General features: G+C 57.1%; 20 protein-coding genes and 1 pseudogene. 10 read left to right on the forward strand and 11 right to left on the reverse strand.

The features are described from left to right. The first annotated feature begins 163 nt into the window (after nt 1-163). Entirely contained in the window at nt 164-940 is a 777-nt protein-coding gene (locus tag JKP78_RS15305; RefSeq protein WP_442793997.1) for a CPBP family intramembrane glutamic endopeptidase, read from the forward strand. Between the two features lie 198 nt (nt 941-1,138). Beyond that, nucleotides 1,139-2,704 carry a methyl-accepting chemotaxis protein gene (locus JKP78_RS15310; protein WP_186690641.1) on the forward strand — a complete coding sequence of 522 codons (1,566 nt, stop codon included), beginning with the start codon at nt 1,139-1,141 and terminating at the stop codon, nt 2,702-2,704. Nucleotides 2,705-2,866: 162 nt separating this feature from the next. On the opposite strand, the gene JKP78_RS15315 is transcribed toward JKP78_RS15310, so the two are convergent. The 5 genes from JKP78_RS15315 to JKP78_RS15335 form a co-directional block, all read right to left on the reverse strand. Beyond that, nucleotides 2,867-3,751: a pseudouridine synthase gene (locus JKP78_RS15315; protein ID WP_200626915.1), complete on the reverse strand. Its 885-nt coding sequence runs from the start codon at nt 3,749-3,751 to the stop codon at nt 2,867-2,869. Between the two features lie 51 nt (nt 3,752-3,802). Continuing rightward, a complete protein-coding gene (locus JKP78_RS15320) occupies nt 3,803-4,111 on the reverse strand; it encodes a transcriptional regulator (protein WP_170029066.1) in 309 nt (102 codons plus the stop codon). A gap of 65 nt (nt 4,112-4,176) precedes the next feature. Then, nucleotides 4,177-4,608, reverse strand: a complete 432-nt coding sequence (locus JKP78_RS15325; RefSeq protein ID WP_186690645.1) for a D-Ala-D-Ala carboxypeptidase family metallohydrolase — start codon at nt 4,606-4,608, stop codon at nt 4,177-4,179. 108 nt (nt 4,609-4,716) lie between these two features. After that, nucleotides 4,717-4,956: a glutaredoxin family protein gene (locus tag JKP78_RS15330; protein WP_186690647.1), complete on the reverse strand. Its 240-nt coding sequence runs from the start codon at nt 4,954-4,956 to the stop codon at nt 4,717-4,719. A 72-nt stretch (nt 4,957-5,028) separates the two neighbouring features. Then, nucleotides 5,029-6,237 (reverse strand): ammonium transporter, encoded by a 1,209-nt coding sequence (locus tag JKP78_RS15335; protein WP_186690649.1) that lies wholly within the window; start codon nt 6,235-6,237, stop codon nt 5,029-5,031. 314 nt (nt 6,238-6,551) lie between these two features. On the opposite strand from JKP78_RS15335, the gene JKP78_RS15340 reads away from it, so the two are divergent. The 5 genes and pseudogenes from JKP78_RS15340 to JKP78_RS15360 all read left to right on the forward strand — a co-directional run. Next, nucleotides 6,552-6,866, forward strand: a complete 315-nt coding sequence (locus tag JKP78_RS15340) for a DUF883 family protein (protein WP_170029062.1) — start codon at nt 6,552-6,554, stop codon at nt 6,864-6,866. Between the two features lie 9 nt (nt 6,867-6,875). Next, nucleotides 6,876-7,250 (forward strand): phage holin family protein, encoded by a 375-nt coding sequence (locus tag JKP78_RS15345; RefSeq protein ID WP_051098817.1) that lies wholly within the window; start codon nt 6,876-6,878, stop codon nt 7,248-7,250. Further along, entirely contained in the window at nt 7,247-7,576 is a 330-nt protein-coding gene (locus JKP78_RS15350; protein WP_186690651.1) for a hypothetical protein, read from the forward strand. Before JKP78_RS15345 ends, JKP78_RS15350 begins: the two co-directional genes overlap by 4 nt. Nucleotides 7,577-7,678: 102 nt before the next feature. Further along, nucleotides 7,679-9,010 carry a deoxyguanosinetriphosphate triphosphohydrolase gene (locus JKP78_RS15355; RefSeq protein ID WP_186690653.1) on the forward strand — a complete coding sequence of 444 codons (1,332 nt, stop codon included), beginning with the start codon at nt 7,679-7,681 and terminating at the stop codon, nt 9,008-9,010. A gap of 277 nt (nt 9,011-9,287) precedes the next feature. Beyond that, a pseudogene (locus tag JKP78_RS15360) lies at nt 9,288-9,602 on the forward strand (response regulator); the annotation flags it as partial. A gap of 1,186 nt (nt 9,603-10,788) precedes the next feature. Here the strand turns inward: JKP78_RS15360 and JKP78_RS15365 are convergent. The 4 genes from JKP78_RS15365 to JKP78_RS15380 form a co-directional block, all read right to left on the reverse strand. Then, on the reverse strand, nt 10,789-11,907 hold the full coding sequence (locus JKP78_RS15365; RefSeq protein WP_200626917.1) for an SMEK domain-containing protein: 1,119 nt from the start codon (nt 11,905-11,907) through the stop codon (nt 10,789-10,791). 938 nt (nt 11,908-12,845) lie between these two features. Next, on the reverse strand, nt 12,846-13,952 hold the full coding sequence (locus JKP78_RS15370; protein WP_085616622.1) for a hypothetical protein: 1,107 nt from the start codon (nt 13,950-13,952) through the stop codon (nt 12,846-12,848). 45 nt (nt 13,953-13,997) lie between these two features. Then, nucleotides 13,998-18,581, reverse strand: coding sequence for a hypothetical protein (locus JKP78_RS15375; RefSeq protein ID WP_200626918.1), 4,584 nt, complete (start codon nt 18,579-18,581; stop codon nt 13,998-14,000). Nucleotides 18,582-18,672: 91 nt separating this feature from the next. Next, complete coding sequence (locus JKP78_RS15380) at nt 18,673-19,923, reverse strand: AAA family ATPase (RefSeq protein ID WP_200626919.1); 1,251 nt, start codon at nt 19,921-19,923, stop codon at nt 18,673-18,675. A gap of 329 nt (nt 19,924-20,252) precedes the next feature. Here JKP78_RS15380 and JKP78_RS15385 point away from each other — a divergent pair, with 329 nt between their 5' ends. Further along, entirely contained in the window at nt 20,253-20,462 is a 210-nt protein-coding gene (locus JKP78_RS15385) for a hypothetical protein (RefSeq protein WP_200626920.1), read from the forward strand. An 11-nt stretch (nt 20,463-20,473) separates the two neighbouring features. Beyond that, the gene (locus JKP78_RS25125; RefSeq protein WP_234454632.1) at nt 20,474-20,680 is read left to right on the forward strand and encodes a hypothetical protein; all 207 of its coding nucleotides are present in this window, start codon (nt 20,474-20,476) and stop codon (nt 20,678-20,680) included. Between the two features lie 105 nt (nt 20,681-20,785). Here JKP78_RS25125 and JKP78_RS25290 read toward each other — a convergent pair whose 3' ends face one another. Continuing rightward, nucleotides 20,786-21,691 (reverse strand): site-specific integrase, encoded by a 906-nt coding sequence (locus JKP78_RS25290; RefSeq protein WP_200626921.1) that lies wholly within the window; start codon nt 21,689-21,691, stop codon nt 20,786-20,788. A gap of 172 nt (nt 21,692-21,863) precedes the next feature. Here JKP78_RS25290 and JKP78_RS15395 point away from each other — a divergent pair, with 172 nt between their 5' ends. Further along, nucleotides 21,864-22,841: a DNA-binding protein gene (locus JKP78_RS15395; protein ID WP_200626922.1), complete on the forward strand. Its 978-nt coding sequence runs from the start codon at nt 21,864-21,866 to the stop codon at nt 22,839-22,841. Between the two features lie 63 nt (nt 22,842-22,904). Here JKP78_RS15395 and JKP78_RS15400 read toward each other — a convergent pair whose 3' ends face one another. Next, nucleotides 22,905-23,777: a hypothetical protein gene (locus tag JKP78_RS15400; protein ID WP_200626923.1), complete on the reverse strand. Its 873-nt coding sequence runs from the start codon at nt 23,775-23,777 to the stop codon at nt 22,905-22,907. Nucleotides 23,778-24,177: the final 400 nt, after the last annotated feature.

Raw genomic sequence — 24,177 nt, forward strand, 5'->3', positions numbered from 1 at the left:
GCCGCTGTAGGAGCGGCCTTGTGTCGCGATGGGGCGCGTAGCGGCCCCACTCGATAGTGGCGGCGAAGCTCAATCTGAGGCCGCTATGGCCCGTCGCGACACAAGGCCGCTCCTACCAGCGATGGGCAGCGGCCCATTTCCATTTACCCGAGAAGGACCACTCGTGCCTCGCCTCCAGCTGATCGCTCTCCTACTCCTGGCCCTCGGTTACACGCTCGCCCTGAGCCACGGCAAGCTCGGCATCGCCAGCCTGCCCACCTTCCTCGCCCTGCTCACCAGCGCCCTGCTTGCTGGTCGCCCGCAGCGCTGGCTACAAGCCTTGGGCCATGGGATGTTCATCCTGCTGGCTATCGCCCTGGCACTGCACTGGCTGCCCGGTTTCAACGCAGCCAAGGTCATCGACAGCACAACTTTCAGCCCCGGCGCCCAGCCTTTCACGATGTACCTGAACCTGGACAAACCGATGATCGGCGCCTGGCTGCTGCTGGCCTGCCCTTGGCTGATCCTGTGGCGCAGCCAGGGCCTGCCGGCCAGTCTGCTGTGCGCCCTGCCCCTGACCCTGCTGGCCTGCCTGGGCGGGGCCTGGGCCCTGGGCATGGTTGCATGGGCGCCGAAATGGCCCGAACAAGCCTGGTTGTGGCTGCTGAACAACCTGTTGTTGGTCAGCCTGACCGAAGAGCTGCTGTTTCGCGGTTATCTGCAAGGCGGCCTGCAACGCCTGCTGCGCCATCAGGGGCTGGCGTTGCTCGCCGCCGCCATGCTGTTCGGCCTGGCCCACCTGGGGGCTGGCTGGCAGTGGGTATACCTGGCCACGCTTGCCGGTGTGGGCTACGGCCTGGCGTACCGCTGGGGCGGCTTGGCGGCAGCCGTGCTTTGCCATTTCGGCCTGAACCTGGTGCATTTCGCGCTGTTCAGCTACCCAATGCTGGCTCTTGGCTAGCTAATCGGTCATCATCTGACTTCTACGTCATTAATCCGCAGTAAAAACGCAATAATGACGCAAACAAGCTTGAACGTGCCCGGCGACTACCCCAGATTGCATAATGGCTCATTGCCATAGATCAAGCCTTGCAAATATTCACTCAATAAAACCAGGGCCTTGCCGATAGCTTTGGAAAGCCCTGCGGACTATCAACCCATGCGTAACAACCAGCCGATTACCCAGAGAGAAAGGACTTTCCCTGCCCAGCAGCGGTTGATCTCCACCACCAATGCCAAAGGTGTGATCACTTACTGCAACGATGCTTTCATCGAGATCAGTGGTTTCACCCGCGAGGAACTGACTGGCGCGCCGCACAACCTGGTGCGCCACCCGGACGTGCCGCCTGCCGTGTTCGCACACATGTGGCAGACCCTCAAGCAGGGCCAGCCATGGATGGGCATCGTCAAGAACCGCTGCAAGTCCGGCGACCACTACTGGGTCAACGCCTACGTCACGCCGATCTTCGACAATAACCAGGTGGTTGGCTTCGAATCGGTGCGGGTCAAACCCACTGCCGAACAGATTCGTCGCGCCGAGGCGCTCTACCAACGCATCAACCAAGGCAAGCCGCCCGTACCACGCCGCGACAAGTGGCTACCGGTGCTGCAGGACTGGCTGCCGTTCATCCTGATCAGCCAGGTGGGCTTCCTGATCGGCAACTGGCTCGGCCATTCCTGGGGCTTCGCCCTGGCCGCCGGGCTTTCCGTCCCCCTGGGCCTGCTCGGCCTGGGCTGGCAGCAGCGCGGCCTCAAGCGCCTGCTGCGCCTGGCCGAACAGACCACCTCCGACCCGCTGATCGCACAGATGTACACCGACAGCCGCGGCGTGCAGGCGCGCCTGGAAATGGCCATGCTCAGCCAGGACGCGCGCATGAAAACCTGCCTGACCCGCCTGCAGGACAGCGCCGAACACCTCAGCGAACAGGCACGCCAGTCCGACGCCCTGGCGCACAAGAGCTCCTCGGGGCTGGAACGCCAGCGCGTGGAAACCGAACAGGTCGCCGCCGCTGTCAATCAGATGGCCGCCACCACCCAGGAAGTGGCCAACCACGTGCAGCGCACGGCCGATGCCACCCAGGAAGCCAACCGCCTGACCAGCCAGGGCCGGCAGATCGCCGGGGAAACCCGGGAAGCCATCGAGCGCCTGTCGGCTGCGGTGGGCGAAACCGGCCAGACGGTCACCCAGCTGGCCAAGGATAGTGACGAGATTGGTGGCGTGGTCGATGTGATCAAGGGCATCGCCGATCAAACCAACCTGCTGGCATTGAACGCAGCCATCGAAGCGGCGCGTGCGGGTGAAATGGGCCGTGGCTTTGCCGTGGTGGCCGACGAAGTGCGCCAGCTGGCACAGCGCACCGCTGAATCCACCGGGCAGATCCATGGGCTGATCGCCAAGCTGCAACAAACTGCCAGCAACGCCGTGCTGACCATGGAAACCGGCCACCGCCAGGCACAGGAAGGCGTGGACCGCGTGATGCAGGCCGACGAAGCGCTGGTGGGCATCAGCGAAGCGGTGGCCAACATCACCGACATGGCGACCCAGATTGCGGCAGCGACAGAAGAACAGACGGCGGTAGCGGACGAGATCAGCCGCAACATCAGCACCATCGCCCAGCTGGCCGACCAGACTGCCGAACAGGCCCAGCATTCGGCGCTGCTCAGCGAGGAGCTGACCAGCACCGCAGGTACTCAGTACTCACTGGTGGAGCGTTTCAACCGCTGAGGCCGTTTCCGCTGGGAGCGGCTTCAGCCGCGATCACCGGCAAAGCCTGTGCCATCCACCGTACCGCCTGCTTTGCGGATGAATCCGCTTCTACAGTTGACGCTATTTCTGTAGAAGCGGCTTCAGCCGCGATCACCGGCACCGCCGGTGCCAGCCTCCAGATTACCAATCCAGGTGCAAGCGGCTCTCGAAATAACGCTCTTCGCCACTCAGTGGGTCCTCGAAACGCAAGCTCTGCGCCAGCAGTTTCAACGGCCGCTGGTAGTCATCGTCTTCCTTGAGCAACTGCGGGTAAAACGGGTCATTGCTGATCCCTGCGCCCAGTGCCGCCATGTGCACGCGCAGCTGGTGGGTCTTGCCGGTCACTGGCGACAACCCGTAACGCCACAGGTCGCCATGCTTTTCCAACACCTCAGCCCACGTTTCGCTGTTCGCCTCCCCCTCGACCTCATGCATGCGGAAAAACGGCTCGCCATGCACCAGGCGGCTTTTATGCACCAGCGGGAAATCGTGTTGCGGCATGGCCGCGGCAATGGCCTGGTAGCGTTTATCGATGCGCCGCTCGGGAAACAGCCGCTGGTAGGCACTGCGGCTCTGCGGGTTGGCGGAAAACAGCACCAGCCCGGCGGTATGCCGGTCGATTCGGTGCAACGGCACCAGGTGCGGGTTGCCCAGGTGGCGAATCAACCGGCGCAGCAAGGTTTGCTCGACGTATTCTCCGCTCGGCGTCACAGGCAGGAAATGCGGCTTGTCCGCCACCACCAGGTGTTCATCCACATGCAACACCGCCTCCTGCACCGGGATCGGCCGCTCATTCGGCGCCTCGCGGAAGTAATGCAGGCGCATGCCCCGTTTGTACGGCAGCTCGGCCGCGACTGCTCGCCCCTCGGCATCCAGCACCCGGCCACGGGCAAAGCGATCGAGCCATTGGGCTCGGTCGATGGCCTTGAAATGGTCGCACAGGCAGTCGAGTACCGTCGCCCAGTTACCGGGTGGCAGGCACACCGTGCTGGCTTGCTGGCGGGCGGGGTCGAACGGCGTGGTCATGGCAGGGCTCGAAACAGTCACGGCCGCGCATTATCCTCCAAGCCCGCGCCCTCAACCAGCCTTGGCCATCGCTTCGCTGCGCTCCTTCAACCAACGCAGTACCTGCACCGGCTCCCAGCGGCCAGGGTCGTACAGGGCATACAGCAACCCCTGGTAACCCACCACATCCAGCCCGCGGTGGTAGCCGGCACGCTGGAACAAGGCCTCTATCTCGGCGAAGCAGGTATTGAAGTGGACCTTGCCGAACGGCGTGCGGTCGTCGGTTACCAGGCCTTCGAGGCGCAGTTCCAGAACAGCGTCGGCCACCCGTTCGACGGGCATGCGGTTGACGCTGTACTTGAGTTGCTCGACATTGAGCATGGCTTTACCTCGATACTGTATTTATATACAGCATACGAACATCCCCTTGCTGCCGTCAATGCGCTTCATTGCAGCCCCTCCTCGTAGCCGCTGCCTCTGCGAATCGTCAGTACCTGTCGTCGCGGCCTGCCTGGGGTCACCGCCAGGTGTACCCATTGGTCGAATTCGAGGATCAGCTGGTCGAAGGGAATGGCGCTTTCGCTGATGCGCCGCACGACTTCGCGCGGGCTGACTTCGATCACCGTGAAGTCGGCGGCCAACCCTTGCAAATGCTTGCTCGCCATCGACCCGCCAATGCGGCTGTTGACCGCCGGACTGCGATAGCCACTGCTGACGATGACCGGCGCGCCGAACAGGGCGCGTACCTGCTCCAGGACATTGCACAGCAGTTGCAGGTTGGTCCGCGCCTCGGCTGGCGGGTCGTTGTCGAGCCCTTCCCTGGCGGCAAGCTGCGAAACGGTCATTTCATCGAGGGAGAAATGGGGGGTAATAAGCATGCTTGGGGTCCTGATGATTGGTGGCAAATGCCGGCCTCAGTGTGCCGGCAAGTGATCATCACGACGCAGCGCGCCACATGGAGCAGGGAGGCACCTCCCCTGGTGCCGTCATTGCGCGAGAAACGCCACGACCTGCTCGGAATCGAACGGCCAATGCAGCTCGGCGCCATTGTCGCAGCGCCGCAACACCGGAATGATCAGGCCGTAGCGCTCGACCATCGCCTCGCTTTCAGCAATATCGACCAGTTCCACCAACAGGCCGTGATCGACGAAGGGCATCAGCACAGCCTCGGCCACTTCGCACAGGTGGCAGCCGAGGGTGCCGAACAGTTGGCATTCAGGCAGCATGGGCAGGTTCCGGATTGACATGCACAGAAGCCTATTCTAGGCCGCTCCTGCCCAGCGCGCACCTGACCTGGCTCAATCCTGGCTGGTTGCGCCGATACGGTGCAACGACAGGTCGGCGCCCTGGAACTCCTGCTCATGGCTCAAGCGAAGGCCATGCAACGCGCGGATCGCACCGTACACGGCAAAGCCGCCGGCCAGTGCCACCAGCACGCCCAACAGGCTGCCCAGCAACTGACTGACCAGGCTGACACCGCCCACACCGCCCAAGGCCGCCTGGCCGAACACACCACAAGCCAGGCCGCCCCACACGCCGCACAGGCCATGCAACGGCCACACGCCCAGCACGTCGTCGATCTTCCAGCGGTTCTGCGCCGCCGTGAAGGTCCAGACGAAAAGTGCACCGGCGACCAGGCCGGTAACCAGTGCGCCAACCGGGTGCATCAGGTCGGAGCCCGCACAGACCGCCACCAGGCCGGCCAGCGGACCGTTGTGCAGGAAGCCCGGGTCGTTACGGCCGGCCAGCAACGCCGACAGGGTGCCACCGACCATGGCCATCAACGAGTTGATCGCCACCAGGCCGCTGACACCCTGCAGGGTCTGCGCACTCATGACGTTGAAGCCGAACCAGCCAATGATCAGGATCCACGACCCCAGCGCCAGGAACGGGATGCTCGACGGCGCAAACGCCACCAACCGGCCATCGCGATAGCGCCCTCGACGCGCGCCCAGCAGCAGCACCGCTGCCAAGGCCAGCCAGCCGCCCATGGCATGCACCACCACCGAGCCGGCAAAGTCATGGAATGGCGCGCCAAAGCGTGCCTGCAACCAGGCTTGCAGGCCGAGGTTGCCGTTCCACACCACCCCCTCGAAGAACGGGTAGACGAACGCCACGATCAACGCCGTGGCGCACAGCTGCGGCACGAAGCGCGCCCGCTCGGCAATGCCCCCGGAGATGATTGCCGGGATCGCTGCGGCGAAGGTCAGCAGAAAGAAGCACTTGACCAGCGCGTAACCCTGGTCGGCCGCCAGTGCGGCTGCCGGCTGCAGGAAGTTGACCCCGTAGGCGATCCAGTAGCCGATGAAGAAGTACACCAGCGCCGAGATGGCAAAATCGCTGAGAATCTTCGACAAGGCATTGACCTGGTTCTTGTGGCGCACCGTACCCACTTCGAGAAACGCGAAGCCGGCATGCATGGCCAGCACCAGGATGGCGCCCATGAGGATGAACAGGGTATTGGAACCGTGGACCAGAGAATCCATCGCGCTGTGCATGTTTTCCATGAAGTAGGCAGACCTGCTGAAAAGGCACCAGGACAGTTCAAGAACCTGCATCCCTGCACCGAATCGGTGCCACCCCCCCCTGCCCTGTTTCGGTGAGCCGGGCGGGCCTGCGCGGTTTTTTCTTGGGTTTGTCGTGGATTGGGTTAAGGTTTATCGGTAGCCGCTGCGTCGGCGCCCTGAATCGGCGCAAAACCTGCCACGAACGCCCCGCAACGTGGCAAAGCCTCAAGCAAGGCCCATACCAGCGCCGGCACTTGAACCTTCCGCGTGTGCTATCACTCGAACTACCAACATTCATCGACAGGGAGACACCCATGGCCAGCAAATCGGCAAAGACTGCACAAGAGATATTGATGGCTGACTTCCAGGCGCTGGTGCGCGACACCGAGAAGCTGCTGGCCGACACCGCCAACCTGGCCGGCGACCAGGCGGACGAATTGCGCGGACAGATTCACGAGCGCCTGGCCCAGGCCCGCGAAACCTTGCAACTGACCCAGGACTCGGTGCGCGAGCGCGGCCAGGCTGCGTTGGGCAGCGCCGAGCAGTACGTGCAGGAAAACCCGTGGCAGGCGATCGGCATCGCGGCGGGCGTCGGGCTGTTGATCGGCCTGCTGGCCAACCGCCACTGAGGGGATACCATGGATAACGACGCCAACGGCGCCAGCGCTTCAGGCAAGCGCCTGGGCGCAGCTGCGCTGGGGCTGCTGCACAGCCATATCGAACTGTTCGGCATCGAGTTGCAGGAACAGAAGGGCCGCACCTTGAGCCTGCTGTTGTTCGCCGGCCTGGCCCTGGTGTTCGCCTTGCTGCTGCTGACCGCCTTGTCCGGGCTGTTGTTGGTGCTGCTGTGGGACAGTTATCGCCTGGCCGGCATCATCGGCCTCTGTGTGTTCTACGGCATCGCCGCACTGTACTGCGGGCTGCGTCTCAAGGCCGCAGTATTCGACGAATCGTCACCGTTCGGTGCCACCCTCGAGGAACTCGCCAAGGACCGGGAGCGCCTGTTGCCATGAGCCTGCCAGAACTGCCAGACACGCGTAACCCGCGGGAATTGCGCAAGGCGTTGTTGCGCCTGCGCATGGAAATGCACCGCCAGGAAATCCGCCACGAATCCGCGCAGCTGCTGGAACCGCTGCGCCGCGTGCGTGGCATGGGCAACTCGCTACAGGACGGCCTGGGCATCAAGCATGCACCGCTGTGGGGGATCGGCGCCGTGGTGGCACTGGGTTTCCTCACCGGCAAGGGCGTACGCAGCGGCAACCTCGCGCGGCTGCTGCGCCTGAGCACCAGCGTGCTACCGCTGCTGCGCCTGTATCTGCAAGCCAGCCGCCGTCCTTGAGCGTTTTATGCCGCCTGCGATGGTCTCATCGCAGGCTTTGCCCCTTGCGCTGACCCTTCGGACACCCGAAGCTATACCCCTCGATGCACAGGAGACCGCGCCTTGGACTGGCACACCCTGCTCACCCGCGAACGCCTGGGCAAAGCGCTGTACAGCGCCGATGAGCTCGGGCGCAGCCCCTTTCACAAAGACCACGACCGCATCATCTTCTCCGGAGCCTTCCGCCGCCTCGGGCGCAAGACCCAGGTGCACCCGGTTTCCAGCAACGACCATATCCACACACGCCTGACCCACTCGCTGGAGGTCAGCTGCGTCGGTCGCTCACTGGGCATGCGCGTCGGCGAAACCCTGCGCGACAGCCTGCCGGACTGGTGCGCCCCCAGCGACCTTGGCATGATCGTGCAGTCGGCCTGCCTGGCCCATGACATCGGCAACCCACCGTTCGGCCACTCCGGCGAAGATGCCATCCGCCACTGGTTCCAGCAGGCCGCCGGGCGCGGCTGGCTGGATGACATGAACGACGACGAACGCGCCGACTTCCTCAACTTCGAAGGCAACGCCCAGGGCTTTCGGGTACTCACCCAGCTGGAATATCACCAGTTCGACGGCGGTACCCGGCTGACCTACGCCACCCTCGGCACCTACCTGAAATACCCGTGGAGCGCGCGCCACGCCGACGCCCTGGGCTACAAGAAGCACAAGTTCGGCAGCTACCAGAGCGAACTGCCCCTGCTCGAGCAGATCGCTCGCAAGCTTGGCCTGCCGCAGCTGGAACACCAACGCTGGGCACGCCACCCGCTGGTCTACCTGATGGAGGCCGCCGATGACATCTGCTATGCGCTGATCGACCTGGAAGACGGCCTGGAAATGGAGTTGCTGCAATACGCCGAAGTCGAAGCGCTGCTGCTCGACCTGGTCGGCGACGATCTGCCGGAAACCTACCGCCAGCTCGGCCCGGGCGATTCCCGGCGGCGCAAGTTGGCCATCCTGCGTGGCAAGGCCATCGAACACCTGACCAACGCCGCCGCCCGTGCTTTCGTCGAGCAACAGCAAGCCCTGCTGGCCGGCCAGTTGGCGGGCGACCTGGTCGAACACATGCATGGCCCGGCCAAACGCTGCGTGCTGCAGGCCAAGGCCATGGCGCGCAACAAGATCTTCCAGGACAAGCGCAAGACCTTGCACGAGATCGGCGCCTATACCACCCTGGAGATTCTGCTGAACACCTTCTGTGGCGCAGCCCTCGAACAGCACGGCGGGCGCACGCCCTCGTTCAAGAGCCGCCGGGTGCTGGACCTGATCGGCAACAATGCCCCCGACCCGCACGGCTCCCTGCACAGTGCCTTCCTGCGCATGATCGACTTCATCGCCGGGATGACCGACAGCTATGCCAGCGAAATGGCTCGCGAGATGACCGGTCGCTCCAGCCCGGTCTGAACCTGGCAGGTGCAGCCCGCCCCCGGTGCTACCATCCTGCTTGAAGGAAACTTCCTACATATACGCACGACAAACTAAACAACACGATTAAAAACAAAATGATTGGTTACCAAATTTGTTTTGACATCGTGTTGAATCCCCCTATTTCGTAGACAGATTTGTTTTATCTTGTAAGCCATTTCCCATATAGGTCTAACAGCCCTTCCTCGCATCCCCGATCACTTCCAACTGCGATAAGGTGCCGCCTGTCACCTCAATCGCCCGCAGGAAGTTGAACATGCAATCCATATTTATTGTCGACGACCATCCTGTCATCCGCCTGGCTGTCCGTATGTTGCTGGAGAACCAGAATTACAAGGTTGTCGGCGAGTCGGACAACGGTGTGGACGCCATGCAGATGGTCCGCGAAACCAACCCCGACCTGGTCATTCTCGACATCAGCATCCCCAAGCTGGACGGGCTGGAGGTGCTGTCCCGCTTCCAGGCCATGGCATTGCCGTTGAAGGTTCTGGTATTGACCGCACAATCGCCGGCATTGTTTGCCGTACGCTGCATGCACTCGGGTGCCGCCGGCTATGTGTGCAAGCAGGAAGCGGTCATTTTCAAAATTTTTTGAATTTTTTCAGCCTAAATTGATTCTCAGGCACTACTCACAGGCTAGGCACCAAGTCTTGTCGCCCGAGCATCACTGAAAAAGCCACATCAAATCACTTTTTAGACAATTTTGAGGAGTAGTCGCAGCGATCCTTTAGCTCCCGGCCTTGCGACCTTGGGGTCAGAATCCGATGAGCGATGCCCGTCGTCCCTACTTCAGAGAAGCCAGCTCTCTCTGCTGCCAAATTGCGGGGGGCTTTTGCTGGTATCCAGTCCCGACGGATGCGCAGTTGCAGTCCTCGCCTTTAAGGCTATACAAGGAGACACGCGTGTCAATTGAATCGCGCCGTACCCCGACCAATGCCCTTTCGAATTCGATCAGGATTGGTGCAAGAACCTTATGCGGCAATCAACGGATCCTCCCTATCACAGAATGGATGGAGTGGAGGTGACCGGGAGGAACGGTGATCTGCTGGAGCTGCGCCCATGCTGAGATGACCTGGTGTAAACACGACGGGAACTACTGGTCACGACAGGGACGCTTGTCGCGCGAGAAGCGCGCATAGGCTTCCGTCAGGCCACTACGCAACTGTAAATGCAGTTCATTGCCGCCTCACATTTTGTCAGGTCCCGCAACAGATCAGCAGCCCGCTTGGCCACTGCCGTCATACCAATGGTAAATGTCGTACTGATTGGGTCAACCACGCCTCAAGTCTCCCCGCCGGGTCACTTCCGCCATTATGACTTCCGCCATTTGGGCAGGCTCGCTTGGCTGCTATCGACTCATTGCAGACATTCAAGGGCTCTCCAAGATGTGTGTTGCAGGTCGCATCGAGCCTTATCTCCTAACAGACCACCCGTCAGCTTGATCCCGCCTGGAGCAGTGTTTCAATACCTGCTAGAGCGTTTCGTGGATCGCGATTATGCATCGCAACATATACTCGCATAGTTCCCGAGTTCACCAAGGCCAGCAAACATGAAGGTGTCCAAGTTCGAAAGTCACATAAGCGGTCAGCTCATGATGGCCATTTTCCAGTAGTGAAAGGGCCAGCGCATCTGCCTTATGATCACCAGGCTGCTGTGTCAACTCCTACAGCGCCTGGCCAAATAGTATAGTCATTTAGGTGGAAAATTCGTCTAGCCGTTAGAGTCGCGCTCGGCGACAACCAATGTTGATTTATAGCTTAAACACCGTCACCATAAATTTGGCGTCGTATCGCGTAATCAACCTCGCAATAGCCAGGATATAGTTTACCGCAAGAGAAGTCACGCTCGTCATAACCCGGAAAATACTCAACCCCATCAACATCCTGCTTAAACTGAATGTACATTTGAGGCGAGCCATTCAGCTCCCTGTTGTTTAATGAAATAATATGGTTGGCAGCCTTGATTAATTGGTAAAATAAGCTTTGGAGTACACCTTTTCGATATGAGATGTATTTTTCTCGCTGGTAGTAATCAAGGTGCAGGCAGCTTACCCAGTAAGCATATTCATCACCTTCAATATATTTGTTTTCATGCAGACAACAAATGGTTACAAGATCGCGACATACACAATTGAAGTTGCGAATGGCATTTATAAGCACTGTGAAATTTATATCATTCTCGTGATCCTCTATTATCCACTCAACCTGAGATAAGTAGGATTGAATTCGAAGCAGGAACTGCTCTGAAATCCGAACATCACAATAAAAAAACGGCAGAAAACAGCAGTAGTAAACAAGATTGCTCGGATCTATCTTGTCGCACCAAAATCGATAGATTCGCGATGCCGACAGGTCTCGATTGCTTGTGTTTCGGGCATAGAGCAATTCAGAGCCTAAGAAATCTACAATTGTTTTTAGCTTGGGAAGATCAGAGCTATTAACTATTTCCTTGACTAGGTCGGCCACATCAAGTATGTCGCTCTTGGTATCTAATTCGTATTCAGCAGTGCCTATTTTGGCAATCCGATGGTTAGATTTGCTCACAATATTTAGAATTATCAACCGATCATAATTTTTATAGAGGCCCTTTTCTATAAACTTGTCGACGGTGTGTTTCGTTTTGGCTAGGGCTGACGTGGACGTCACCTGAAAAGCAACTCGACTTTGGCCGTCACCTAAATCTATCGCAGCAGTGTTATTGTTAATGATATTAATATTTTTAAGATTGAGACCATAAATTAAATTCAGAAGACCGCAATAAAAATCTTCTGCGCCATGATTTATATCCGTTAGCGCCATGCCGTTATGAATCTCGACCTGGGCTTTTAACCAAGCGAGCGCTGCTATTATTTCTCTGTGATAGTTAAGCCGATTCATTTCTTTGAGTGCTCCGAAAATTCATAAGTGGCTATGAGAAAGCAGCAGTCGTGACACTACCAAAAATTCGCAAGCCGGTGGCCAGTGATGGCCAAAAGCTACATTTAGTTATGATGGATGTCCACTCAATATTTTGGGTAGTCGCTTTGGGAACAACCCACCCGGATATCACGGACGCATGATGGAAGCACGCGATGATGCGCTCTGATGTCGTCCAGATTGTTCAAGGTTTGAGGATGGGGGATTGTCAGCGTTGCTTACCTGAGCAGGAGCGCTATACGGAGGTTAACGCGGAGCTTAAGGTGCATAGATCAAATTCGACAACAGACCTTCTCTGTGCTTTGAATGGGAGTCGATAGCGTCCGCTTTCGAGCCAGGCTGTGTGAAAACGTTCGACGCGATCCGATTGGTTAGAAAACGACATGATTCCGCGCCCCTGCGACGGATCCACTCAAGGCCGCCCCATGGACATCCAGCTAATCGGCAGAAACAGGCTAGTTGCGGCCATTCGCTACGACCCTCAAATCCAAGATTCACTGATGTTTCAGACGCTCCCAGTTTCAGACGTGTAAACCTATTTTTTTACGTGTAAACCACCTAGGTTTACACGTAAAAAAATAGGTTTACACGCATGCCTTAGCAAGCCTTGATTTCATGATGTGGCTTAGCTTGCGAAGCAAGCTACGAGTGGTGGGACGTTCATTACAGACAGGCCGCCCGAGGGTAGGCCTATCTGTTTAGGTCGTGGTGGCTTATCGAGCAACCCAGACTTCACCTCCCAAGCGCTGGTAGCGGCGCTCAAAAGCCTCCGAGCCTCCCTCCATCACTTGGCAAACCTCCTGCCGCATGTCCTGTTCCTGTAGGGAACCGGCCTGCTTCACATGAGACTGGGTGTTGAAATCCAGTAGATGGATCAGCTCAGCATCGAGCCTTCAGATCTAATCGATGAGGACTTCATCGACCACTGGAAGCCAAGCTTGAAACTCTTCCCCGCTAGAGATTCTCCTAAAGCCTAACGGCGTGGCCATCAAAGTGGCGCCAACGGCTTCCTGGTTGGAATGTGTCTCATCCCAAAGACTATGTTTCTCAACCTCAGCAATTAGATCATCAAACTGCTCCGAGCTTTCAAACCCGATGATTGAAACCTCGAAGCCAGCCACTGAAATAGCTGCGATTAGAGCGGGAGGAACATCGATATCAGGACCGGCATACGCAGTCACCATGCGCCCTCCCAAGTGATCGTTAATTCGCTTTTGCCGCTCGTGCCCTCGATCAAACTGCGGCCCAGGCGCATTCGTGGAGATCGAAAACTTCCCGTCGTCGGTTAATTCAATTTTCCACGCCATGGGTGGATTTTCGCTGAATCGGCCAACAACAGTACGTGCAGGACGGAATGACATCACTGTCTGCTGCTGAAAGCACTGGAGGATTTCAAAGAAAAACAAACCTATTTGTATAGCGCCCACCAGCTCATCGTTAGGGACAAGGACTGGGAAACCACCGTTTCTTCGTCGTAACCGTAAACCTTCCGGGACCAGTATGTAGTCAGCGTGAGCTATGCCATTTCGTATGTCATCCCGGAAAGCGATTTCCAACAACCCTGCTAAGCCTGTCATTCCGATGGCTGTTGCAACCTGTGCCAAGTGTCGAAACATCGCGTTAGCATTGGGTCCGATGACGGCCCGAGGCTCCTTGCGGACGCGCACTAGGCCTTGAAATGGCCAAAGGTTGTAAGCCTTTAATTGCGCGACCCTTAGGGTGTTCAGCAATCCCTCATATACCCCCCCAGCTTCTGCAAGATGAGCATAAAGGCAGAGCAGCTGTCGAAGCTCTGAGCGCGTGAGCGGCGTACCTTTAGACCCCAGTGCTTTCAGCTCCTGAAAGACCTCCTGGGCCGTAGCAACAGTACTCCAACCTGCATCTTGCACGCCACGAAACTCGCCAAACATCGCAGCTGCAGTATCGATCTCATTGATCTTCAACGCGTAAGCGTACAGATACGTCAACTGGGTATTGAGTGCTTGCAAATAGGTGCGGGGGTCCATATTTGGCATCCATTGAAATCAGAGAGAACTGGTCAGCAGCACGGACTACTTCGTCTTCAGCATTATCGAAGAAGGAGCTTTTTCACCAAATAGCTTCGCCTCACGTTTTTTCTGAGCCTTTGCCACGCGAGTGCCAACCTCACGAACGATCGTCGGCATGAAAGCCTTGAACACTATCGAAGGTTCGCTCGACGTTTCAGACCAAAGGTCAAAGCGGCCATCGACGATCTTCATAAAAAGGACTGATGCTCTCCAGAAGTCCTTCGGTTGCTGAGCACTCAGCATTGCTCCATACCAGGTCTTCGCCCAAATATTTTTTGCATACCACTCTGACGCAGCTGCATGAGCAGAGCCCACAAAACCTTTGGCTCCGGCGAAGCGGGACAGCACCCCGTCAGCATGCACGCTCTCATCACAAAATCCCGCAATCATAAGCGCAAGCATAGTGTCGCAGGGGCGTTCTGAGGCAAGCAGTTCATCGATATACGTCTGCAGAATTAATACATTCCCTGATAAATGGGCAGCAATGACTTCTTGTGCGATCTCGCTATCATTACGAGATGATTGAAGCCGCTTTATACATACATCCCGGATCTCAGGAGTTTCTGACCGGCGCCAGAGAGCAATCGCCTCCATTGGGATTTTTGCGATACCAGTGACACGACGTATGATCGGGACTAAAGCCAGGACACGTTCAAGGAGTCTTAGTGCTAACCTGTCACCGAACATAATGGCAACTTGAAGCGCGACATGATAAAGGTTGCGCAGTGCCCGATCTGAGGTAGCCAGAAAAATTTTTATCCAGCGCTGAGCACGATCCACATCCTGTCCGATGATGGCTTGGATACCTTCGAATGTTAGGTCAGATAGTATTAAATCTGCATCTGCGGCCGTGAGTTCTGAAGCAAAGCGCTCATAGCTATCTCCCATACGACGGCGGCGTTCGTTAAACTGCTCATCCGATTCCGCAAGCCGACTCATCTTGGAGGCGAAATCGCTCTCAGTTGTAACCCGCTCTGTTAGCGAGATGAGTGGTGGTGTCGAGTTGGATGAATTTGGGACCTCAGTCTCAATATCGGGCAACTCCACATCGCTTCCATACTCTAAGGCTTTGGCAATTGCGATCTCGACACGGTCAGCAATGTTTCTGACTCTCTCGACAGGCAGCGTTTCTGCGGCAAAACCGTAATGGGAAAGGCTCATGCGATCTAGCGCAGGGCCCACCTCAATCAGCCCGGCACGTAACGCTTTCACCAACACCATAGATCCGTGCCAGTCCTCGAAGCTGCTATCACGGCCACGAGGCTTCGCAGCGCACCAGCCGCTATCGATCACTTCCTGCCATAGAGAGTCGTTATCGCTAGATGCCGCGACGGCGAGCGCTTCGTGGCGAAGTCCCTTAAGGGGTGTCCGGATAAACCCTTTGACAATCATGACCGCCCGCGGAGTCAAAGGCGACTGTGAGTAATGTATTGCGGCAAGAACCGCCGTCTGGGAATGTGTGTTGCCGTCGTTAAGCACGCGCTCCAAGACATGTTCCACTTTTTCTTCAGTGGCCCGATGAACACAGTCCAACAATTCCAGCAGTACCGTATCACCCTGCATATTAGCGATTGCATCTAGCTGCTCGTTCGCGCTGAGATGTGGCAAGGCGATAAGCGTAGAAAACTGAGCGGTTAGGAATTCATCCTTACCTTCATCAGTATCTTTATGAGACGCTGGGCAAGATACTCCGGCGGCCAGGAACCTTGAGGCTTGCTCTTTAGTAAGCCCGGCGCTGTGTCGCATGAGCTCCAAAACACCTTGGCGACGCTCAAATCCTGTACGGTCCAAGACGTCATTCGCGAGCGCGCGGAGTGAGTAAATCGCGTCATCCGATAGGAAACGCGCGATTCCAGAGCGAGCGCTACGGAAAAAGTGACCCTGCTCAGATAGTGCACGGCCGGTTGCGACCTTACCGACATCAAGCTCACGGTACCGTTTGGCAGTCGTCGTAACGTTGTCAGGCATGGTGGAATTTGGATTGCATGGATCTACTGCGCAATGGTCCTCAATCAGAGACCAACCTTCATGGAGCTTCTGGCCGGGCTTAATCTCATCGAAAATTCTTTCACTTTCGATAGCATCACCGATGTCTCCGGTGCCGTGCAGAATGCCTACACGAGTCCATCTACCCACATCCGAACAGCCCTGCCCCGGTAGTGATTCCAGTTCCTGTAGAAGAGCAGCCCTGGTTTCATGCCAATCTACACGGTTGAAGCGCAGCACATGCTCGAATTCTTCGTAGGGTGCTGATAGTGAGTAATGGAGCGCGTAGGAAAATCGCCAACGTACAAAATAGGGGGCAATTTCGACCAGAGGCATACCAGACAGAAGATACAAAGCAAAATGGCTTAGACTATCAAAGTTGGGATGAGGAGCGATAATGAGTTTTGCCATCATGAACGATCGCTCGGCTTCTGTGATAGCAGCCAGTCGCGCCTGAATTTCGGTTTCAATCCGAGAGCGCTCTTCATCAACCCGCGTGGTGTTGTCCGAACGGATTGACATCCGCATCCGACGAGTGGGTTCGAGCGAATAGTAGGAAAGCCATCGCTTCGTCGATGTCAAGATCTCTTGCCAAACAGTCGGCTGCTCGCGCCGACTCAGCAGTGCATGAAGGAGCCAGTCGTTGACACCATTATGCTCATGCGATAAATGCAGGTTTTCAGCAGCTTTCATGAAAGCGACCGGAGCCGACTTGGCAAGTACCGCGAATGCTTCAACTTGGCTGTTAGGTAGATTTTGTAATGTGACTAAATTCTCGATAAGCGCCGGCGGTATCTGAATGCTCGTCTCCTCATCCAAGCAAGCAATTTGCGTGGCGAGCAAAACCACCCTACCCGTCTCATCAAGCGCGCTTATTGGTTCCAAAATTGTGGCTAGTTTGTCCCGCGGGTCACGCCCATTACGCACCTCGCGCTCAAGTTGACCGACCAGGTGAAGCGCGAGCGCGAGATTCAGGCCATTTGGCTTGATCTCGTAGCGAGAACTGGTTCCCTTGACTGAGGAGAAGAACTGACACGACGCCACCGCCTGTAATTGAGGCTCTTGGACGGCATTGAACAACCGAAGGTCGTCAGTCTCAAAGGCTTTTGCTCGGCTCAATATTGTCGCAGCAAGATCTTTTAGAAGATCGGCAAATTCCTGCGCAGGAAGCGGTGCTGCACCGAGTTGCTGCATCCTGCGCATATGTTCGAACAGGAGCCGCCCGACACTAAGTTCATCCAACAGCTCAATCGCTTTCGCCTGAATTAACTCGATTGCGATTCCTAGCAGCCGCGGATTTCGCACAGATTCGAGCACTTCCGGCCTGACGTTAGCAAAATCAATATCACGGCTTAGCAGTATCTCTTTAACATCCTGGATGGACCACTCAGCCAGCGAGACTGTCTTTGTGTCGCATGGCAACGTGTTTTTGAGATGTGCCCAGTGCTGAGTGCGGGTAGTTAGCACAAGACAACCACCCAAGTCATGGAGATGCAGTGCAGCTCGACCGATCCATCGCCCCCAGTTTGATTTTAAGGTTTGATTGAGGCCATCGACAACCAACGTCAAACGGACAGATCTCGCTGGCAGGTTTGCGCGCCATCCATGAAAGCGTCGCCTCCATCGCTTTATTGCCTGCGGTGTGTCACTGCCGCTTGTCTGGCGGATCAATCTACGGATTAGGAAGCTGTCGAAGTCATCGGATTCATCATCCGTCAAATCCTCTGCGGGACATAGGACAAAAAGAGATTTCGTGAGGGATCGACTCCACCCTTGGATTGCGAGCCAGCTTTTTCCAACACCCTCTTCACCTACAATTGCGTAAATTCGGTTTTGAGGTGCTCCTGAGAATGCTTCTGTTAGAACTGCACGCTCCGGCCGGTCAAGCACCCTAGACCCATTAGGATCAAGCGGGCAAAGTGGTTGACCAAACTCTGCACGCGCCCGGGCCTTGCTTGAGAAGATGCGATTAAGCCACGCTTCGCTCAGAGTCTTGGCATGTCCCAGCCCGACATCATCGGCGAGCGCTTTTCTCAGCACACCCAATCTGCTAGCAAAATCCACATGACGTCCGAAGTAGTCGATTGCATCCACAGCGGGTACAACAAGCACTGCTTCAGGCTTGTCCTTCAGGGCTTGGGCAATCAACTCTTTGGACTTGGAGGCAGCCGCTACTACTGCGATAAGCAGAGATCCCAGATCGTTATTCAACCAGTCCAATACCACAATTCCGAAACCGTAATTGGCTGCAAATGTGCGAGCGTCCTCCACTGTTTGCGAAGCGACCTCGCAAGTAGCGCCTAGAATCCAGAGATCCACCTGGCCGGTATCATCGTTAGCAACGTCAAAAAGCTTTGCCGAGACATCGTTCTTCTGAAGGCCTTCCTTATAACGTTTACCTTCAAAATAAGTGGCACCTCCGTCAAAGGCGGAATCACCATCTCGGCCTCGTTGCGTACCTGATTTCGCAAGGCGGAACGATTGCCCTGTAAGCTCCCCCAGAACGATACCCAAAAGCCCCTCGAAGCCCTGTGGCCCGGAAGGGTCAAGTGCAAGTAAAGCGGTCTTAAGAGCTTTCGCGTGTGTCTGATCTGCTGACATATCAACCCCGTGTACCGCACGCTTATGCGCTCAATAGCCAAGCCACCACGTTCTGACGTCGAAAAGCCCCTCCCAGGAGGGGCTTGATTTTTCACCGAGTGAAATTCTTCTTAACTACCTTTGAGCCGGCTCGATCCTTACGCAGCATGACCTTTATGCACATGAGGTATTTGGGGTCTCGGATGGTGTACGAGCCCGAACGGTCATTCCTCGACAGCAGTGGCGTACTGCCCGATGCTAGATCGGCAAGGATATTGCCTATACCCATATTTTTTACGGCAGTTTTCGGAAACTCACTTCGTATGACTTTGTCAACGTCGTTCGCATCAAATTGATGCCCGCTGAGTTGAGCGATGCAGTAAATAGCCTGGTTTCTTCGGGCTACGGTGGTATCGCGACTGTTTAGGTGCCCTTCGATTACGGTATAGCACTGCCGCAGACCGCTTAACATCCAAGCTTCATCTGCGAGATCAAGTAGGTCCGAATCGTAGATCCAGTCGTTTTCCTCAATCTCCTCGGCTAACGCTTCGCAGTATTCATGTACGCGTTGTGCTATGCCTAAGGTGATCGACCAGATATGATCGGAAACCTCTATGTACTCGACAGCTTCCATCTTGATCTCAAGCTGTTCGAAGCCTTTTCGAACGATTTCCTGAACCTGTCCAGAATCCAGGCTTCCTACTTTTCGTATCTCTGTTATTCGATTGGAAACAGATTCAGAGTTCTTAGTTTCACGAAAATATTGGAGGACACCGTTCGGAACGCCAACGATCAGGAAGTTTATGTTGCAGTCGGCGTATCGAGTATCATCCAAAAGAATTACTAAGTCTGCAAGCTCTGACATCAACGCCGGCGCGTCAAAAATAGATTCAAGGTTATCTAGGACAATAATCTTTTTTTGATCGACCCCGCCCGGACCGCTGCTTGCTAAGAGCTTGAACGCTCTCAGCAATGGTTCCTCTTGGGCGATGTTGTACATGCCTGTATGCTTCAATCCACCCTTTGCGAAGTATGCGCTTACCTCAGCGGCCTTTTCTTCGTTGTAACCCATCTTAACAGCAGTGCCGGGTTCGATGATGCAGCGGCAAATTTCCTGCGTAAGGGAGTTTGCTCGCGATGCGTTGGCGCAGTTAACGGCGATGTACGGCAGTTTATTCGCAGCTAGCGCTTTCTTGAAAAGCCAAGTCTTTCCATTCCCACTTTCTCCGAACAGGAGAGTGTGACTGTGCCGGGCGAACGCTCTGGCGAGGTCTTTCTCCAGTCGCGGGCGGTGCACGTACATGGCTGGATTCAGTTCCCTGCTGCGAGGGGTGAACACCTCGCTTATCGCTTTCCTGCTCATGCTACTCCTGCGCTGTGGTGTGATGGCACCGCAATGCTACTCGTTTTTTGTAGTTCGTGACCATAGGGAAGCAACTGCAGAAGATGGATAGCCAAACTTGGTAGCCACAAGCCGGCGTCACACTTTGATGAGCACAATCGAGTATCGAAGTCTCGACATCCCTGCTCCAAGTGCCAATTAACGTTCTCGATGGTCACCGCTAATGCAGGAGCTCATGCTGCCACGGACAATGATAGATAGGCTCTAATAACTGCCTCGCTCGTGCCGACCTAGCTAAGCATTGGCCTCAGGGCGTATAGTTCGTGAGTAACGTCGTCGAGGAAGCTGCCGTGAAACGCACCCTGATTGGGATGGCAGAGGCTGGAGAGCCGCTGTTGCGACAAGCACTTGAGGCACTGCGCCAGTTGCATGAAGCCGAGGATGCAGGTGTTTCCGAGCCTGAAGTGGCGCGTCTTCGGCTACTGGCTGACTCACTCTACCAAGCGGTCATTGATTTTCAGCTGGTTAACGCCGGGGATTGCCCATCGACCATCCATTGAGGCGCAGGCGAATGACGCACAAACCATCAGTAGTTTACCCTGACCATCGAATGTATACAGACGCCGTGGACGCGATGAGGCGATACCACGAAGCCCAAGCCTCCGGCAGTCCTGCCGAGCAAGTCGAGCGGTTGCGAAGAATCGCCGAAGCGCAGTTTCAGGCAGTAAACGACTACCAACTTAAAGCCCTACGATGCGGCGCTCGACAGCCTCATTGATGATGACATCTGGCTGTAGGCCCTATTGACCCATATGCCTGAGCATGAGGTATCCGCAGGAACCCTATGCAGGAGACAACCCACGATCAGGTTCCTGAAAGAAATTCAACGCGCCCACTCGCCGAACGGTGCGTAAGACTCGATGTAGCGGGCGGCAGATTGCACATCACGCCAACCGACATATGCCATCAATGCCTCGGTGCTCCACTGATTGCGGCTGGCCCAGGTAGCGAAGCCACGACGTAGCGAATGCGCCGAATAGCCCTCGGCCTCGATCCCGCTACGCAATAGAGCCCGGCGCAACAGACGCGACACACTGTTGGCATTAAGTGGCTGCTTGCTGAGATGCCCCCAGCGATCAATGCCACGAAACAGAGGGCCTTTCTCAATACCGCTGAGCGTTAGCCACTGTTCGACGGCTTGTACCGGGCATAGGCGTTTCAGCGCCGGCATGGTCAGATTGCGCCCGCGGTTGTCCCGGTCGGTCTTGCTGCTTGCCAGGAACACGTGCATGCCTACTCCCGTCTCGATCCGCACGTGCTCGGCCTGCAGTCGGCACAGCTCGTCGCCACGAAAGGCGCGCCAGAAGCCGAGTAGGATCAGCGCCTGGTCGCGGGCGGCACGCAGTCGAAGTGCGGGTAGTGCACTGTGCATGTCGGCGCTCAAGCCCTCAATGCTGGCTTCCAGCACCTTGAGCTGCAACGCCGGTGCCTGTCTCACCGGCTGCGGGTGCAGCGCCTGGATGCCGCGCAAGGTGTCGCGCACTTGGGCCGCCTTGGTCGGGTCGACAAAGCCGCGCTGCTGGTGCCACTGGGCGAGTGCCGCCAGGTGCGTGCGCAACGTGCTGGCGGACAGCCGTGCCCCGAAGGCCGCCAGGTAGCGCACCACGCTGACGCTCGACGCCGGCAGCAGCCCGCCCCACTCCCCTTCGAAGTGCTCGATGGCCTGGGCGTAGCGGCGCGCGGTGCTGGCCCGGCGTGCCGCCTGCTGATACCGCTCCGCGTCGCTCACCTGACCTCCCGTGTACCGCGCTTACGCGCCGAATCCCGCTAAAACGCCTATCAGGTTCGAGAAATCTGCATTCTCGAACGCCACTCCGTCCGAATCCTTGTCGCGTTTCGGGCACCGTTACAGCTGTAATCGCATACTCCGTAAACCAGTACGAAATCGTAGGAGAGCCGCCATGGCGCGCGGTGGCATCAACCTGGCTGTGGTCAGAACCGCCCGCGAAACTCTGCTCGCCCGCGGCGTACACCCGAGCATCGATGCGGTGCGCGTCCAGCTCGGCAACACCGGCTCCAAAAGCACGATTCAGCGCTATCTGAAGGAACTCAGTGCCGGAGATCGGGCGCAGCGCCCTCCAACCCCGGATGAGGAACTGCAGGGCTATGTCGCGGACCTCAGCGCGCGCCTTAATGCGCTGGCCGCCGAGCATGTCGCCGAGGACCGACGCCAGCTCGCCCTGGAACGCATTGCTCAGGAGCAACAACGCCTCCAGCAACAAGCGCAGCTCGACCAATTGCAGCAAGCGCACGCCACCCTGCTCGGTGAAGTGGAGGCGGTGCGCGCCCATGAACGAACGCTGCAAGCACAACTGCGCGAAGCCGAAGGCGAGCGTCGGCGCTTGGTCCAGGTCGACCGCGACTGGCAGCAATTACTGGAGGAGCGCGCCCTGCGGGTGCACACGTTGGAGGACAAACTGCGCCAAGCGCGTGAAGCCCTCGCCCATTACCGCCAACAACACCTGACTCAACGCCGAGAAGAGCTTCAGCGGTACGACACCCAGATGCAGCAACTGCAGCACGAACTGCGTGAAGTCCGATTGGCCCTGCAGCACAAGTTGGAAGAGCTGAGCAGCTTGTCCCGGGACAATGAGCGACTGGTCAGCGAACTGCGCGCCGAACGGCAACAAGCCCACCGCCATGACCAGGATCAAGCTCACCTCCGTCAATTGCACCAAGAAGCTGACGCTGCACTGCGCCTGGCCCAAGAGCGCCTGAACACGTTGTCGGCGGCGAATGCCAGTCTTCGCGAACGGGTGAAACGCCATATCCTCAAAGATCGCCACGTCCATCGGGAGCTACGCGCCCAAAAACAGCGGGTTAGCGAACTGCAAGACCTCCTCAAAGAGCCCCACGCAGCGAAACCACTGGAAGGGTGAGGCTTCTTCAACGACCAGCTGCTATTGGCCGATAACCGCAAGCGATACCAGGTTTCCACTCGCTTACACGCCGACATCGAGTCGGAACCGATTCCGTTGGTGCCGTTTGAGCGCGTTTGCAACCTGCCTGAGCAGAACCGATGGCACCACTTCTCTCGCCAGTTGCGCCCAGGACGTTGTCGATGACCCAGGCGGAGCCCGCGACAGCAGAAGATGCACCGCCGTACAGCCGGACAAGTCCCAGCGTTCGAAGCACTGAAGGTCCTGTAATACGGCCGCAACCTGATCCAATCCGTCCCCCAGTTGTTCGAAGCCGGCAAACTCATGGGGCCAGCCCACGATAGGCTCAAAGAAGTGACGTTCGTGCAGCGCATCCAGCAGTTCGTACAATGGCTGGCGGGCGCCGCAACAGGGCTCGCCATGACAGACCAGTGCCAAGTACGTGAGGAAATGGGTGCTGCACCAGCGCCGGTGCGGGCGAAACCGCCAGTCTGTTGACCCCATTATGGCAATCACACACCCGAGGTTGTGCCAATCGGGACACTCGCACAATCGCCGCATGAGCACTGCCCCCGCATTAGGCAACCCGTAGCCGTAGGCCTGGTGCAGGCTCAGAGCCTGACTGCCGGTGTGCCGGCGCTTGTCCCAAAGCGTTTCCAACACATCCCACAAGGGGTCCATCAACACGTCTTGCAATGCCGGCAGTACAACCTGCCATTCATTTAGATAACGGGCTTGCGGCAGAGCGCCCCTCCACTGGGCCGCGTATTTATGGTTGCACGCGCCCCGTGGTGACAGACACGGGTGAAATTTGAGCGTAACCGCATCCCCGAACTGCGCCAAACCACGGCTACTCAGCTCTAGGCCTGCCAAGGCTGGCACCGAATGGCTCAGCACCACTCCTTTGATAGGTCGGACTAATGATTGACGGTTCATGGCAGCATCTTCGGCAAATGAACACCAAAAAGTGAAGCAGGATTGGCCTTAGCTGCAACGTGTCGATCCGCTCAAACCGCAACATCTAAATATAATACCCAAAGAATTTTCCATGAAATCAAGCAGTTAAATCCTGCTAACGAACCACATACCGGTAATCGTACTAGTACGAAATCCGTTCAATAATACGAACATGTCCGCTACTTCACGCACGCATGGCTCAGGTGGGAGTGTGATCATGAAGTCCTGTAACTGCCGAATTTGGCTCGACAGCGGCCAAACCATCCGATCAAGTACTGGCGTTGAGTTGCGGGTTACGCCATCGAAAGCTCTCGAACCGTTGGCCTTGGCAGGAAACGCCAGCACCCTCTGCTGGCATGCTCAGACACTGTTCCAAGGC

It is taken from the genome of Pseudomonas sp. LAM2023 (genome assembly GCF_016620375.1).
Classification (GTDB): domain Bacteria; phylum Pseudomonadota; class Gammaproteobacteria; order Pseudomonadales; family Pseudomonadaceae; genus Aquipseudomonas; species Aquipseudomonas anuradhapurensis.